Here is a 15,657-nt window from a genome sequence, read left to right as displayed (position 1 = left end):
TATTATTTCTCCAACCTTTCAGGTGTAAAGTTAGGTACTATATACTTTAAATCTTTGAGGATTACATTATAATCTTTTTGATTTAAATCACCTTTAAGTTTATTTAGACCCTCTTCTAATTTTTCCTTATCATGTATAACGGGTTTTTCAATAAATATCTTCTCGAATTCAGTCTTTGTGGAATTATCTAAGTCCAAAATCAACTCTTCATAAAGTTTTTCACCTGGACGAAGTCCTGTAAATTCAATTTTTATATCCTGATTTGGTATAAATCCAGAAAGTTCTATAAGCTTTTCTGCTAAGTCTACAATTCTTACAGGCTCTCCCATATCAAGTATAAATATCTCTCCACCCTTGGCAATGGCCCCAGCCTGCATAACTAACTGACAAGCTTCAGGAATTGTCATAAAATATCTAATTATATCGGGATGTGTAACTGTTACTGGTCCTCCATTTTTAATTTGTTCTTTGAAAAGAGGGATAACTGAACCATTTGAGCCTAATACATTTCCAAATCTTACTGCAACGAAGTCAGTTTTTGACTCTACGTTCATTGTCTGTATCATTATCTCACAAATTCTCTTTGTACATCCCATTACAGAAGTTGGATTAACTGCCTTGTCAGTGGATATGTTTACAAACTTCTTAACATTGTACTTATCTGAACATTTTAAAATATTCAAAGTCCCAAATACATTGTTTTTAACTGCAGATATTGGTGAATCTTCCATCAATGGAACATGCTTGTGTGCAGCTGCATGAAAAACTATCTCAGGTCTATATTTATCAAATACACTGTCCATTCTCTCTTTGTCTCTTATGCTGTCAATTAATACTTCAATTTGTGGATTTTTGTACTTTCTAACAAGCTCCATTTGAATATTGTAAATATTATTTTCGTAAATATCGAGCATAATCATCTTCTTTGGATTAAACTTTATTATCTGTCTGCAAAGTTCTGATCCTATTGAACCTCCTGCTCCAGTTATAAGAATCACCTTGTCATTAATAAAATCCTTTAACGATTCTTGATCAAGATGTACCTCATCTCTTCCCAAAAGGTCTTCGATTTGAACTTCCCTCATTTTAGATAAGTCAAAATTCTTCTCGTCTATTACAGTATAATATCCTGGTATTAACTTTGTTTTTATCTTTGTCCTATTACATCTTTGAAGAATCTCTCTTGTGTCATTTTCCTTTGCGGATGGAAGAGCCACGATTATTTCTTCAATGCCATAGTCCTTTACAATCTTTTCAATATCATCTCTTGTACCAAGAACAGGAACTCCCTTTATATTTTTGTTTTTCTTATTTATGTCGTCGTCAATAAATCCAATGGGAATATTTAAAATCTCTGAGTGTTTGTTAAGTTCCTTTACTACCAAGACTCCCGCTTCTCCTGCACCTATTATTAGGGTTTTCTTTGGTTTCTTTCCGGGTTTATTATGTGCCTTAGTATCAAAAAGGCTATACTTTGCTCTTGATAGTAGTCTAACTCCTGGAATTAATGCAGATTGGAAAACAAGACCTATAACATAAATTGATCTTGGCAAGTCCATGTTGATTGAAATTAACATTCCAGCAACAACGATTATATTGGCAATTACAATTGCAAATTCTGCCCTTATAAATTCTTCAATGCTGGCATATCTCCAAAGTGTTTTATATAAGCCCATTACAAAGAATACAAGTATGCAAAACACCGTTATATAGGGAGCATGTTTTAAGTAAATTTTCAAATATATATCTGGTAATGAACCATCAAATCTCAAATATAGTCCAAAGAGATAACTGAAATTTATAATTATTATATCAAGCAAAACTAAAGTAATCGTTCTCAAATATCTCATCTATTTCTCCTCTTAAAACTTTGATAAACATCGTCTATTTTAGCAAAGTTCTCTTCCAACACAAACTTTTCTAAAACATATTTTCTGCCATTTTTCCCCATATTCTCCCTTAGTTCTTTATTTAAATAAAGTTTCTCTAAAGCTTTGAAAAGTTCATTAGTATTTTTAGGCTCTACAAGTATGGAGCTATATCCTGGGTTTGTAGCCTCAGGAAGACCTCCTACATTAGAGCATACAACTGGAACTCCACAGCTTTGGGCTTCTACAGCAGAAACTCCAAAGCTTTCCTGTAAGGATGGAAATACAGCTATGTCCATCTGATTATATGTGTTTACAAGTTCATCTTTTTTTAAAAAACCTTTAAAATCAACCAATTTATCTATACCCAATTCTTTTGAAAGTTTTTTTAAATTTTCTTCTTCTTCTCCCTTTCCAGCAATGATAAGTTTGAATTTATCATTTTTATATTTATCTGTAAGCTCTTTAAATGCCTTCAGTAAGTATTCAAGTCCATATATTTTAAAAAGTGATTTTATTGTTCCCACAGTAAATACATTATTATTTTTTAAATTTGGAATAGGTTTAAAAACATTTGGGTCAACTCCAAAGTATGTAACCATAACATCTCTGTTATTATACTTTTGAATTTCATCTTTCATGTCATTTGATGTAGACATTAATACAGAAGGTTTTTTCAAATTATATTTAAGTAATCCTCTGTGAATAAAGTACCTTCTTGGAAAGTCATATACATCAGAACCCCATACAGAGAGAATATATGGTTTGAAATTTACTAATGAACCCAAGAGACCATAACTTGTAGCATAGTGAGCATGTACTATATCAGGGTTCTCTTCTTTAATAATATTTTTTACTCTCTTTATCTTTCCAAAATATGAAAAAAGTTTCTTTATATCATTGTTATAAATGGTTTCTCCAACATTAAAATTATACACTTTACATCCAGGTATATTTCCGTCAGTAAGAGATATTATAATTATTTCATAACCTCTACTCAAAAAATAATCGCACCATTTTTTAGTATGAGCAGAAGTTGAATCAGCTAAAAAACAAATCTTCATTTTCTTCTCCATTTCTAATGAAATTATACCATAGATAAATGTTTTACTCTCCTATTCTTTATTAAATAAATAGAATAAAAAATCTCCCGAAGAAAAATTCAGGAGATAATTTTATCTAATTAGTCTGCAGAATATGGTAATAATGCAACTTGTCTTGCTTTTTTAATCTCTTCAGTAACAGCTCTTTGGTGTTTTGCACAACATCCAGTAGCTCTTCTTGGAAGGATTTTACCTCTGTCAGAAACGTATTTTTTTAAAGTATTTATATCTTTGTAATCGATCTTTTTGTTCTTATCTGCACAAAAAGCACATACTCTTCTTCTTGGTCTAAATCTTCTTTGCATCAAAGTACCTCCTTATCTAAAATGGTATATCGTCATCATTTAAAGGAAAAGCATCTCCACCCAATCCAAAATCATCCTCTGGAAAATCTTGACTAAATCCAATATCCTTATTGTAGTTATTTCCTTGATTAAAATTTTGATTTCCTTGATTGTAATTTGAATTGCCTTGGCTATAGTTTGAATTACCTTGATTATTCCTTTGACCTGAACCACCAATGAAGTAAATTCTATCTGCAATAACATCTGTTCTGTAAACTCTTTTACCATCTTGACCATCAAATGAACTGGTTTGAATTCTTCCTGAAACAGCTAATTCTCTTCCCTTGGTCATGTAAGTTGATACAAGCTCTGCGGTCTTTCCAAATGCAGTAATCCCAATAAAATCAGCTGTAGGTTGTCCTTTTTGTTCAGCTTCCATTTTCTTGTCTTTGGACATGCCTCTGTCTACCGCTAATGTAAATCTGCAAATAGCCATACCTGATCCAGCTGCATATCTAAGTTCAGGATCTCTGGTAAGTCTTCCTATTAAATTAACGCTATTCAACTTTGCCCTCCTTAGGCTTCTTTAACCACGAACATATATCTGATAATGTGATCAGATATTTTACATTTTCTTTGAAGTTCATAAATTAATTCAGGGTTTGCTTCAAAATCAATTATAACGTAGTATCCCTCTTTTATATAGTTGATTTCATACGCAAGTTTTCTCTTACCCCATTCATCTACTTCAACAACTTTACCATTTGATTCAATAGTACTCTTGATAACATCAAGGGCTTTGTTTCTTACCTCGTCTTCAAGATCTGGTTTGAATACAACAACTCCTTCGTAATTTCTCATGTCTATACACCTCCTTTTGGTCTCTGGCTCGCTTACGCGGCAAGGATACTTAAGTATATTATCACAAATCAAAATAAAATTCAAATATTTAATTAAATTTTATTAAATGGTATAATCATTTGTAGTTGGAGGAGGTCAAGATGAATAAAAAAGTTTATGTTCCTGTGGTTGAGTCAGAACTTCGCAGAAGATCTGTATCAATGCCTCAGGTTATTAGAAACGCCAGTGGTATTATCATATTAAACAAGAGAATAAAGTCTTTAATATTCTCTACTGATATAGCTGTAATTCATAATAGCAATCCAGATGCAGTTATGGCAGTATATCCTTTTACGCCAACACTGACAATTACTCAAGCCCTTATGTCTGCATCTTTTGTTCCACTTTTTATTGGAGTTGGAGGTGGACTTACATCAGGGAACAGGTCTGTTTATTTAGCTCTTCAAGCTGAACTTCTTGGAGCCTATGGCGTAGTTGTAAATGCCCCAATCAAAAATGAAGTAATTAAAGATATATCATCTTCACTGGATATACCAGTTGTAGCAACTGTTGTTTCTGAAAATGACGATTTTGAAGGAAAGGCAAATGCTGGAGCAAAAATATTTAATGTGTCTGGTGGTAAAAATACAATTCAAATAGTAAAAAAAGTTAGAGATATTTTTGGAGAGGAGTTTCCTATCATAGCAACTGGTGGAAAGACTGAAGAATCAATACTTCAAACTATTGAATCTGGGGCAAATGCCATCACCTATACCCCACCTTCAAGCTCTGAGATATTTTCTGCAGTAATGAAAAATTATAGGGAGTTCAAATAAAAAACAGGTAAGGATTATTCCTACCTGTTATTTTTGTATTAACTCTTTTAACCTTCCAGTCAAAGTGTAGTTAACATTTTTTAAATCTTTTATTTTTTTAACACCTAAAAGCATCATAATAATCTTTGACTTCTCTATAATATCCTCTACATATTTTTCAGCCTCATCAAAACCACCATGCATTAGGTATCTTAATACTTCTCCACTAATTGCTGTAAAATTAGCTCCAAGAATAAATGATTTTATAATACTATCTGCATTATTAACTCCACCACTACTGATATAAAAGTTATCTGGATTTTCTCTTTTACAGTCTATAAGAGCTTTCGCTGTTGGTATCCCCCAGTGATACATATCAGAATAATCTTTATTAAAATTTCTCATATCTTCAATCTCTATGAAATTGGTCCCACCAGTTCCTGCTATGTCAATATGATTTATTCCAAGCTTTGTAAGTTTTTTTGAAACTGTTGCTGAAATGCCAAATCCAACTTCTTTAATAATAATTGGTTTTTCATAGTTTTTTGAAAGATACTCAATATTTTTTTCAATATCTTTAAAGTTTCTGTCTCCCTCGTCCATAAACATCTCTTGGCAAACATTTAAATGTAACTGCATAGCATCTGCATCTATCATAGATGACGCCTCTTCTAATTCTTCTAAGCTTGCATTTGCCGAAAGATTTCCTATCAAGATACCGTCTTTTCCTAAGATATCCCTTGCAATTTTAAATGATTCTTTGCACTCTGGATACTCAATTCCTATTTTTTGAGATCCAACAGCCATAGGAATGTTAAAATCTCTCGCTATTCTTGCAAGGTCCTCGTTTATTGAAGAAAGTTCATCTGCTCCACCAGTCATAGCGTTTATCATCAGTGGAAAGTCAACAGTCTTTCCTAAAAAAGAAACTTTTGTATCAATTTCTTCAAAATTAATTCCAGGAAGCGAGTTGTTTTCAATGTATATATCCTTAAAAAGATTGTCTCCCACATATTCAGTTTTCAAATAGCTTTCCACATGCTCTCTTTTTCTTTCTTGTCTCATCTAAACCTCAATTCCTTTTATCTTTTTGAATAGATTTTTAAGTACAAGTTGCTAATTAAAAATTATTAGTTATATTCATTGTCGTCTTCTTCGTCATACCCATTGTCGTCATTATTATAGTCGTTGTCATTATAATCGTTGTTGCCGTCATCGTTATAGTTGCTATTATAATCGTTGTTGCCGTCATCGTTATAGTTGCTATTATAATCGTTGTTGTTATCGTTATAATCGTTGTTATTATCGTTGTTATTATCGTTATCGTCGTTATAGCTATTTTCATCTTTATATTTATCTATTTCACTTGGATCTATAAAATAGTCCCTAAATATATCTGAAAATAGTTTATTCATCTTCTTTTCGTCAGCATAAAAATAAGCTACTCTTACTCCATTTGGATATTCATCTCCAGTAGTACCTTCTAAGGTGTAGGAGTGAAGTTTGTCTTCGCTGAAGTTTATCGCTTTTAATGCAACTGCTCCTAAATTACCTAAATCAATATTTGTTTCAACGTTTTGTTTATATACATCCAAAATCTTACCAATGTTTAAAATGTTAGAAGGTTTAAGTACGGCTTTCATAAGTTGCTTCAAAAAGTATTGTTGGTTTTGAACTCTCTCCAAGTCTGTTCCTGTTTCCAAAAGTTCTCTTGCCCTAACAAAATAAAGTGCTTGAGGTCCGTTTAGTGTAGAATGTCCCTTTGGAATATATAAATTTATTGATGGAACATTTAATTCTACAGGAGAATCTACTTCAACTCCCCCAACAGCCTCTACAATTCTCGTAACAGCGTCATAATCAACACTCATATAGTAATCCACGTCAAGACCTGTTAGTTCTCTTACAGCTTTTAATGCACCTGTTATTCCATCATAGGCGTGGGCTGCGTTTATCTTGACGTCGCTTCCGTCATAATTTACTTTTGTGTCCCTTGGAATTGAAACTGTGTTTATTTCACCTGTTTTAAAATTTACATTACATAGCATCATTGTGTCGGTTCTAACATGTTGATCCATGGCTTCCCCTTGTGCCTCTATGTTCTTGTCAACTCCAACAAGTAAAAAAAGTAAATCCCCTTCAAGCTTTTGCTCTATTTGATTATCTGTTCCTATATCTGTTCCATCTATTTCAACGGTGGATCTCTCTTGTAGATCTTTAAGCTCGCTTGCTACAAAATAGCCTCCACCAAAAATTATCAAAGATATTAAAAATATTATTACTGATCTTGCTTTCATTTTTCCTCCAAATACCAAAATGTTCTAATTAATTATATCATTGAGGGCTTATTTTTCAATAGCAAAAATTAGAAAATTAGGCTTAAATCACCTAATTTTCTAATTTGAAATGTTACAATTTTACTACATTTCAGTTACAGTATTGTTTCTTTTCAGTATTTCCTTTGCCTGTGATAGCATCAGTTTTATTCTATTAACCTGATTTACTTCACTTGCCCCTGGATCATAATCAATCGGAACTATATTTGCATCAGGATAAATTTCTCTTACTTTTTTTATTACACCCTTACCAGTAATGTGATTTGGTAAACATCCAAAGGGTTGAATACATACGATATTGTTTGCACCAACTTCTATAAGCTCTACCATCTCAGCTGTTAATAGCCATCCTTCACCGTATTGGTTTCCTAAAGACACAATTTTTTCTGCCTTTTCCTCTAAGTCAGTTATATAAAGTGGACTGTGGTATCTACTACCTTCAAGTGCTTCTCTAATATATTTTCTGTAGTGTTCAATATACTTTACTCCCATTTCTGAAACAAATGCAGAGAATTTACCTTTTGATAATAAATCCGCTTTATGGGTAGTGTTCCTTAAACAATAAAGCACAAAATCCGTTAAATCTGGAAGCACAACTTCGTTGCCTTCTTCTTCCAAAATTTGTTGCAAATTATTATTTGCCTGTGGTAGATATTTAACCAAAATTTCACCGACTATACCTACCTTAGGTATTACTTTTGTATCATCTATTTTTATGGCTGAGAAATCTTTTACAATTTCATCAACATTTCTTTTGAAATTGATTGTGGTATTGCCCTTAACATCTTCTCGACACTTATTTATCCAATCCTTCTTTAAAGCATCAGTTTCTCCTTTGATTAGTTCGTATGGTCTTGTTGCGTTGGAGAGTCTCATAATAACATCCCCATAGAGCATAGAAATCAACATCTTATGAGCAAGTGGTGCTGAAATTTCAAAGCCAGAATTAGTTTCAATTCCCTGTGCAGAAAGAGCTATTACAGGTATGTTTGGATATCCTGCTTCAGAAAGGGCCTTTCTGATATACCCAACGTAGTTTGAAGCTCTACAAGCTCCCCCTGTTTGAGTCATAAGAAGTGCAAGGTGGTCTGTGTCATATCGTCCTGATTTTATAGCTTCCATCATCTGACCGACAACTGTTATAGAAGGATAACACGAATCATTATTTACATACTTTAAACCTTCGTCAATGACTTTTGAGTCCACGTCTTTCAAAAACTCAACATTATACCCAGCTGTTTCAAAGGCAGACTGCATAATTTCAAAATGATCAGGTGCCATTTGAGGTGCTAAAATAGTATATGACTTTTTCATTTCCTTTGTGAAGTCAATTGCCTCAATTTGGAAGTCTTCATCTTTTAAACTTGGTTTCTTATCCTTTAGAGCCTGTGTTAACGATCTTAATCTTATTTTTATTGCTCCAAGATTTGAAACTTCATCTATTTTAATCAAAGTGTATATCTTTCCCTTTGACTGTAAAATTTCTGAAACTTGGTCAGTAGTTACAGCGTCAATTCCACATCCAAAGGAGTTTAATTGAACCAGTTGTAAGTCCTTTGAGTTGGAAACAACCTGTGCAGCTCTATAAAGTCTTGAGTGATATACCCATTGATCTAAAACCCTAAGTTTACCTTCTATATCGTCTTCATATGTCAAAATCGAATCTTCTGAAAGCACTGCCCAACCTAAAGACGTTATAAGTTCAGGAATACCGTGGTTGATTCCTGGGTCTGTGTGGTAAGGTCTGCCTGCAAGTACAATTGCATTAATTTTATTTTCTCTTATATAAGTCAAGGACTTTTGCCCTTCCATTCTTATATCTTCTCTGAAAGCATGGAACTCATCCCAAGCCCTGTCAAGAGCATTTTTTATTTCAGATTTTTTTATTTCCTCTGACTGTAGTTCTTCAAAAAGTCTATCCGCCAATTTCTTTTTATTTTGAAGTGAAAGGAATGGATTTAAAAATTTAACATTTTCCTCATCCAGGTTCTCCAAATTATTTTTTATCACTTCAGGATAACCAGTTACCACAGGACAGTTTATATTGTTGTCCACATTTTCAAATTCCTGTTTTTCGTAGAATATTGAAGGATAGAAAATAAATTTAACTCCCTTTTCTATAAGGTCTTCAATATGACCGTGGACCATCTTCGCAGGAAAACATGCTGTCTCACTTGTTATGGAGGCTATTCCCTTTTCATACATCTGTCTGTCAGATTTTCCAGAGAGAACAACTTCGTATCCAAGTGATGTAAAGAATGTAAACCATAATGGGTAGTTCTCATACATATTTAAAACTCTTGGTATACCTACCTTCCCTCTAAATGCCTTTTCCTTTGAAAGTGGCTTATAGTAGTTGAAGAGCCTGTTGTACTTGTATTCATACATGTTTGGAAGCTTAGAATCATTTGAAACATCTACTCCCGCTCCTCTTTCGCATCTATTTCCGGTTACATATCTTTTTCCATTGTTAAAAATATTTATAGAGAGCTTACAGTGATTTGAACATCTATTACACTGTGCATTTTTTTGAGTATATGTGAAAGCTTCCAGCTCTTCTTTATTTAAAAGGCTTGTCGCTCCTGTACTTTTTTCCTTCGCCATTAAAGCCATTCCCATAGCTCCCATAAGCCCTGCTATCTCTGGTCTTACTGCAGTTCTTCCAGTTACTTTTTCAAAAGCTCTTAGAACCGCATCACCATAAAAAGTTCCACCTTGAACAACTATACTTTTCCCAAGTCTCTTTGGATCACGAACTTTTATAACCTTTTGTATTGCATTTTTGATTACTGAGTAGCAAAGTCCCGCGGCAATATCCGGTACGCTGGCGCCTTCCTTTTGAGCCTGCTTTACCTTAGAATTCATAAAAACAGTACACCTTGAACCAAGGTCTACAGGATTTCTTGACTTAATTGCCTCTTGTTGAAACTCTTCAGCGGTGTATCCAAGGGATTTCGCAAAGGTTTCAATAAATGAACCGCATCCTGATGAACAAGCTTCATTAAGTTGTATGGAGTCAATTATTCCATCGGAGATGTGCATAGCCTTCATATCTTGGCCACCAATGTCCAAAATAAAATCAACGTCATTTTTAAAATATGAGGCAGCTTTATAATGTGCCAAAGTTTCAACTTCGCCCACATCAACATTTAGAGCAGCTTTAATAAAGTCTTCCCCATAACCTGTAATGCCAGAACTTACAATCTTTGCCTTCGGATTTAGTCTGTCATATATTTCCTTAATAACTTCAATTACAAGTTCAAGGGGTTTCCCATAATTATTTCCATATTTAGTAAATAGAATGTCATCATCTTTATCAATTAGAACCACCTTTGAAGTAGTTGAACCGGCATCTATCCCTAAATAACATGGTCCTTCATATCTACTTATATCATTTTTCTTACTGTAAGCTCCCTTGTGGCTTTTTAAAAATTCTTCATATTCCTCTTCACTTTTAAATAGAGGTTCAAGAACCTGTTCCTTATCAACTTCTACTTCAATAGGCTTATTTATCTTTTCAAGAAGTTCTTTAAAAGGTAATGCTTTTAATTCCCTTGATGCAATAGCTGCACCCATAGCAACAAATATTTCTGAGTTATCAGGAATGATAAAGCGATTATTTTCCTTTCCAAGCGTCTCTTTAAACCTTTCAGCTAATTGATCTAAAAAGTGTAATGGTCCTCCAAGTAGTGCAATATTTCCCTTGATTGGTCTTCCACATGCAAGGTTTGAAATAGTTTGATTAACTACCGACTGCAATACTGAAACTGCGATATCTTCTTTTGAAGCTCCTTGATTTATCAATGCCTGAATATCGGTTTTTGCAAATACCCCACAACGAGATGCTATTGAAAAAATATTGTTGTAGTTTTTTGCATATTCATTTAAACCAGATGCGTCAGTTTCGATTAAGGATGCCATTTGGTCTATAAATGCTCCCGTTCCTCCAGCGCAAATCGAATTCATTCTCTGTTCCACGTTGCCAGTAACATATGTTATCTTGCTGTCTTCTCCACCAAGTTCGATTGCAACATCAGTTTCACGTATAAAGGTTCTTATAGCAGTAGTTCCAGAGACAACTTCTTGAATGAAATTTATATCCCAATACTTTTCTACAAACATACCTCCAGAGCCTGTAACCATAATAGTTATATTGGCGTCAGGAAATTCTTTATATGCTTTAAAAATAACAGACTTAACTGTCTCTTCAACATTTGATTTATGTCTTTTGTATTCTCTATATACTAATTTGTCGGATTCATCAATCACAACCAGTTTGACTGTAGTTGATCCAACATCAAGCCCAACATTATAAGTCACGATTACCTCCTACTAAGGGCATTGCCCTGCATAATGTCTCTTTCTTTTAACTCTTTATTGATATTTCCTATGACCTTAATCTTGTCTTTAGGCCAAATTGGTTTAAATAATTTGTTTTTATCAGGATCACCTGTGATCCTATGTATTATAATATCCTGTCTTAGAATCTCGATTGCATCACAAACTGCATCAATATATTCTTCCCTCTCTATAATTTTAAACATAGTGTTTAAATAGTATTTATAGAGTGGACTATCCTCGTAAATGTAAAGGCTGTGAAACTTAACGCCCCATATGGGAAGACCGTTAATATACTTTACAGTATTCATAAAGTCTTCATGAGTTTCAAAGGGTAGCCCAAAAATTATATGGGTAATTGTTTTAATCCCCCTATTATGTAATAACAAAACCTGTTCTTTAAAAATACTATTCTCATAGCCTCTATTTATTATTTTTGCAGTTTCTTCATTTGAAGTTTGAAATCCAAGTTCTACCCAAGTTTCATACTGATTCGAAATTTCTGAAAGAAGGTTTCTTATGTCCTCATCTATACAGTCGGGTCTTGTAGCTATTGAAATGCCAACTATATTCGGATGATTTAAAGCTTCATAATACTTTTTTCTTAAAACTTCTACTGGTGCAAATGTATTCGTGAAGGACTGAAAGTAAGCAATGTATTTATCGGATTTGCTCTTATGTTTTAAAAATTTAATCTGTGAGTCAATTTGTTCAGTTATAGATAGTCTCCTACTTCCTGCAAACTCTCCTGCACCTTCATCACCACAAAAAATACAACCTTTTTTTCCGTTTAACCTATTTGGACAAGTAACCCACCATCAATGGATACTTTTAAAATTTTTTCTCCAAAAGTTTTTTTCATATAAGTTGATAAATTGTTATATCTTTGCATATCTTCACACTTATTTTATTAATATAACACATATTCTTTAAGATTTTCTTAAATCTTTAAAAAAGTTCTGCATAAGATTCAAGGATTCTTCTTTTAATATTCCACCTTCAAAGGAAACCCTATGATTAAGTTCTGGTCTAAGTAAAATGTTGTCAACTGAGCCTACAAAACCACGCTTTATATCATATGCACCAAAATAAACTTTTTTTATTCTTGAGTAGACCATTGCAGAGGCACACATGGCGCAAGGTTCCAAAGTAACGTATAGTTCGCAGTCAATAAGTCTCCAACTTTTTATTTTTTCACTTGCCTTCTCAATAGCAATAAGCTCTGCGTGTTTCAAAGGATTTTGTAAAGACTCCACCAGGTTATGTGCTCTTGCAATTACTTCGTCATCCTTGACTATTACACATCCAACCGGCACTTCTTTTAGTTCAAACGCCCTCTCTGCTTCCTTCAATGCCTCTTTCATAAATATTATTTTTTTATCTTCCATTAAACCACCTATTGTTTATTATAGTACATTTAGAAATATTTATCCTATTTATGTTTGAGAATTAACACTAACTGTGATATTCTTAAATTAAAGTAAAATTGAAGGGAGCTATAAATGTCTGAAGAATTTTTTTCTGATACCCCTTATGGAGAATTGGGGCTAATAGTATTAAAGAGTTGTTGTCAATTAGGTAAAGAAGTTGATGAATTTCTAAAAGAACAGTACGGGATAAAGGATCCAGATTTTACATTTATTACCGACATTTCTGAAGTAAGATTTTCAAATGGAGAAGGAAAGGTTACGATCAACGAAACCGTTAGAGGGAAAGATATCTACATCTTAGCAGATATCGGAAACTATGGACTTACTTATAAGATGTATGGCATGGAAACAAGAATTGGTCCAGATGAACATTTCGCTGACATCAAAAGAGTAATTTCCGCAATAAATGGAAAGGCAAGAAGAATAAATGTAATCATGCCTTTAATGTATTCAAGTCGTCAACACAGAAGAAAGGCAAGAGAGTCATTGGATAATGCGATGGCATTACATGAGCTTGAACATATGGGAGTACATGGAATTTATACATTTGACGTACATGATCCAAACGTTCAAAATGCAATTCCACTACTTACTTTTGAAAATATATATCCAACTGCAGAAATTGTAAAAAATTTTGTGGAAAACGAAAATATAACTCAAGATGAATTAGAAAAAAAAGATATGATTATCATAAGCCCCGACACTGGAGCGATGGCAAGAGCCGTTTATTATTCAAATGTTTTAAAACAAGACATCGGTATCTTTTACAAGAGAAGAGACTACAGTAAGATAGTTGACGGTAAAAATCCAATAGTAGAACACAAGTACATTGGTAAAGATGTTACTGATAAAGATATATTGATAGTAGATGATATGATAGCCTCTGGAGAATCTGTACTTGACATCTGTTCCCAACTTAAAGAACAAGGTGCAAAGAGAGTATACGCTGCAGTTTCATTCTCACTATTTACAGAAGGACCTGCAAAGTTTGATGAATTCTATGAAAAGGGACTTCTTGATGCAGTTTACTCAACAAACCTAACCTATGTCCCTGAAGAAGTAAAAAATAGACCTTGGTTCAAACAAGTTAATATGTCAAAACTTTTAGCAACATTTATCCATCATATAAACTTAGATATTTCACTAAGTGGACTTTTGGACAAGACAAGAGGAATCAAAAGAATTGTAAAAAAGTAAAGTTTTAGCCCCTGATTAGAGGGGCTTTTTTAATATAATATTTTATTTACTCCATTTGTGATGGAAAGTTCCTTCTCTGTCATATCTTTCAAAAGTATGAGCTCCAAAGTAGTCTCTAAGCCCTTGAATCATATTCGCTGATCCTGGATAGGTTCTAAGGCTATCAAAGTATGAAAGGCCACTACTAAATGCTGGTATTGGTATTTCAAGTTCAATCGCTTTTGAAACCACTTTTCTAAGTGAAGGATAGCAATCCTTAACGATATCTTCAAGCACAGGGCTAAGTAAAAGATTTGAAAGCTCTTTATCTTCTTCATAGGCTTTCATAATAACTTTTAATAACCTTCCTTGAAGAATACATCCCGCTGTAAATCCTTCAGCAATTGATTTGTAATTTAAGTCCCAATTGTATTCCTTAGCAGCTTCTTTTAAAAGTGCAAAGCCTTGAGCATATGCTATGATTTTTGAAAGTAGCATCGCCTTTTTAATATCATCTCTCCACTCAGCTATATCAAGTTTTTCATAGTCCCCTCTTGGATAGAGTGAATTAAATTCTTTTCTCTCATCAAACATCGAAGAGACAACTCTTGCATTTAGACCAGCTACCAATTCAGAAGTTTCAACTCCTAAGTCAATTGCTTCAAGAGCTGCCCACTTTCCAGTGCCCTTGTGTTTAGCCTTGTCTTTAATATTTTCTAACAAGTAAGAACCATCTTCATCCTTTTCTCTCAAAACATTGACAGCTATATCAAGTAAGTATCCAGATTGAATACCATCTTTATAATACTCAAACTCTTTTGCCATAAGTTCATTGTCAATTTCAAAAGCCTCACGAAGAATCAAATAGGTTTCTGCAATGATTTGCATATCGCCATATTCGATACTATTGTGAACCATCTTAACATAGTGACCAGCTCCGTCAGTGCCTGCATACTTACAACAAACTCCGCCATCTTCATTTTTTGCAGATACCGCTTCAAGAAGCTCTTTTACATGAGCGTAGGCATCTTGGTCTCCTCCTGGCATTATTGCAGGACCACGTCTCGCTCCCTCTTCGCCACCAGAAACTCCAACACCCAAAAAGTTTATATCTTTTTCTAAAAGCTCTTTAGTTCTTCTAATAGTGTCTTTATAATACGAATTACCTGCATCCATTATAATGTCGCCTTTATCTAAATATTTTAAAAGCTCATTACACATTTCATCAACTGGATCTCCAGACTTAATCATAAGGAGTACTCTTCTTGGTTTTTCTAAACTTTCCACAAAATCTTTCAAGGAGGAAAAACCCTCTAAGTTACCCGTACTATCTTCTTCTATAGCTTTCCTTAATGGTTCTTCTGACCTATTGTATACAGCAAGTTTATAGCCCTTATCTGCAAAGTTAAGTGCTAAGTTCTTACCCATTACAGCCATTCCGATAATTCCTAATTGATTTTTAGACAT

The 15,657-nt window shown here is 33.6% G+C and carries 13 protein-coding genes; 2 read left to right on the top strand and 11 right to left on the bottom strand.

Translation table 11 applies throughout. From position 1 onward, the window contains the following. Positions 1-2: 2 nt before the first annotated feature. The 5 genes from BN2746_RS03305 to rpsF all read right to left on the bottom strand — a co-directional run bounded on the left by BN2746_RS03305 (position 3) and on the right by rpsF (position 4,116). Complete coding sequence (locus BN2746_RS03305) at positions 3-1,850, bottom strand: polysaccharide biosynthesis protein (RefSeq protein ID WP_055078409.1); 1,848 nt, start codon at positions 1,848-1,850, stop codon at positions 3-5. Further along, entirely contained in the window at positions 1,847-2,932 is a 1,086-nt protein-coding gene (locus BN2746_RS03300) for a glycosyltransferase family 4 protein (protein ID WP_055078408.1), read from the bottom strand. Before BN2746_RS03300 ends, BN2746_RS03305 begins: the two co-directional genes overlap by 4 nt. Positions 2,933-3,051: 119 nt before the next feature. After that, a complete protein-coding gene (gene rpsR, locus BN2746_RS03295) occupies positions 3,052-3,276 on the bottom strand; it encodes a 30S ribosomal protein S18 (protein WP_055078407.1) in 225 nt (74 codons plus the stop codon). A 16-nt stretch (positions 3,277-3,292) separates the two neighbouring features. Then, positions 3,293-3,820, bottom strand: coding sequence for a single-stranded DNA-binding protein (locus BN2746_RS03290; protein WP_055078406.1), 528 nt, complete (start codon positions 3,818-3,820; stop codon positions 3,293-3,295). A gap of 11 nt (positions 3,821-3,831) precedes the next feature. Beyond that, complete coding sequence (gene rpsF / locus BN2746_RS03285) at positions 3,832-4,116, bottom strand: 30S ribosomal protein S6 (RefSeq protein ID WP_055078405.1); 285 nt, start codon at positions 4,114-4,116, stop codon at positions 3,832-3,834. A 140-nt stretch (positions 4,117-4,256) separates the two neighbouring features. Here rpsF and BN2746_RS03280 point away from each other — a divergent pair, with 140 nt between their 5' ends. Continuing rightward, entirely contained in the window at positions 4,257-4,931 is a 675-nt protein-coding gene (locus BN2746_RS03280) for a beta/alpha barrel domain-containing protein (RefSeq protein WP_055078404.1), read from the top strand. Positions 4,932-4,958: 27 nt separating this feature from the next. On the opposite strand, the gene fni is transcribed toward BN2746_RS03280, so the two are convergent. From fni to tadA, 5 genes are all read right to left on the bottom strand, one after another. Then, positions 4,959-5,975, bottom strand: a complete 1,017-nt coding sequence (gene fni / locus BN2746_RS03275; RefSeq protein WP_055078403.1) for a type 2 isopentenyl-diphosphate Delta-isomerase — start codon at positions 5,973-5,975, stop codon at positions 4,959-4,961. A 65-nt stretch (positions 5,976-6,040) separates the two neighbouring features. Further along, positions 6,041-7,207, bottom strand: a complete 1,167-nt coding sequence (locus tag BN2746_RS03270) for an LCP family protein (protein ID WP_055078402.1) — start codon at positions 7,205-7,207, stop codon at positions 6,041-6,043. Positions 7,208-7,330: 123 nt separating this feature from the next. Continuing rightward, positions 7,331-11,566 (bottom strand): 2-hydroxyacyl-CoA dehydratase, encoded by a 4,236-nt coding sequence (locus tag BN2746_RS03265; RefSeq protein ID WP_055078401.1) that lies wholly within the window; start codon positions 11,564-11,566, stop codon positions 7,331-7,333. 2 nt (positions 11,567-11,568) lie between these two features. Further along, a complete protein-coding gene (locus tag BN2746_RS03260; protein ID WP_231718315.1) occupies positions 11,569-12,357 on the bottom strand; it encodes a TIGR01212 family radical SAM protein in 789 nt (262 codons plus the stop codon). A gap of 156 nt (positions 12,358-12,513) precedes the next feature. Then, a complete protein-coding gene (tadA, locus tag BN2746_RS03255) occupies positions 12,514-12,972 on the bottom strand; it encodes a tRNA adenosine(34) deaminase TadA (RefSeq protein WP_055078400.1) in 459 nt (152 codons plus the stop codon). Between the two features lie 114 nt (positions 12,973-13,086). On the opposite strand from tadA, the gene BN2746_RS03250 reads away from it, so the two are divergent. After that, entirely contained in the window at positions 13,087-14,211 is a 1,125-nt protein-coding gene (locus BN2746_RS03250; RefSeq protein WP_055078399.1) for a ribose-phosphate pyrophosphokinase, read from the top strand. A gap of 42 nt (positions 14,212-14,253) precedes the next feature. Here BN2746_RS03250 and gnd read toward each other — a convergent pair whose 3' ends face one another. Beyond that, complete coding sequence (gnd, locus tag BN2746_RS03245) at positions 14,254-15,657, bottom strand: decarboxylating NADP(+)-dependent phosphogluconate dehydrogenase (protein WP_055078398.1); 1,404 nt, start codon at positions 15,655-15,657, stop codon at positions 14,254-14,256.

It is taken from the genome of Lagierella massiliensis (genome assembly GCF_001407835.1).
Taxonomy (GTDB): domain Bacteria; phylum Bacillota; class Clostridia; order Tissierellales; family Peptoniphilaceae; genus Mediannikoviicoccus; species Mediannikoviicoccus massiliensis.
This window is presented reverse-complemented; position numbering and strand designations above follow the sequence as displayed.

What these genes read in the sequence shown, in the direction of transcription:
- rpsF (WP_055078405.1), bottom strand. Translation starts at nt 4,116, where the DNA reads ATGAGAAATTACGAAGGAGTTGTTGTATTCAAACCAGATCTTGAAGAC.
- BN2746_RS03300 (WP_055078408.1), bottom strand. Translation starts at nt 2,932, where the DNA reads ATGAAGATTTGTTTTTTAGCTGATTCAACTTCTGCTCATACTAAAAAA.
- BN2746_RS03270 (WP_055078402.1), bottom strand. Translation starts at nt 7,207, where the DNA reads ATGAAAGCAAGATCAGTAATAATATTTTTAATATCTTTGATAATTTTT.
- tadA (WP_055078400.1), bottom strand. Translation starts at nt 12,972, where the DNA reads ATGGAAGATAAAAAAATAATATTTATGAAAGAGGCATTGAAGGAAGCA.
- BN2746_RS03250 (WP_055078399.1), top strand. Translation starts at nt 13,087, where the DNA reads ATGTCTGAAGAATTTTTTTCTGATACCCCTTATGGAGAATTGGGGCTA.
- BN2746_RS03305 (WP_055078409.1), bottom strand. Translation starts at nt 1,850, where the DNA reads ATGAGATATTTGAGAACGATTACTTTAGTTTTGCTTGATATAATAATT.
- fni (WP_055078403.1), bottom strand. Translation starts at nt 5,975, where the DNA reads ATGAGACAAGAAAGAAAAAGAGAGCATGTGGAAAGCTATTTGAAAACT.
- gnd (WP_055078398.1), bottom strand. Translation starts at nt 15,657, where the DNA reads ATGTCTAAAAATCAATTAGGAATTATCGGAATGGCTGTAATGGGTAAG.
- rpsR (WP_055078407.1), bottom strand. Translation starts at nt 3,276, where the DNA reads ATGCAAAGAAGATTTAGACCAAGAAGAAGAGTATGTGCTTTTTGTGCA.
- BN2746_RS03280 (WP_055078404.1), top strand. Translation starts at nt 4,257, where the DNA reads ATGAATAAAAAAGTTTATGTTCCTGTGGTTGAGTCAGAACTTCGCAGA.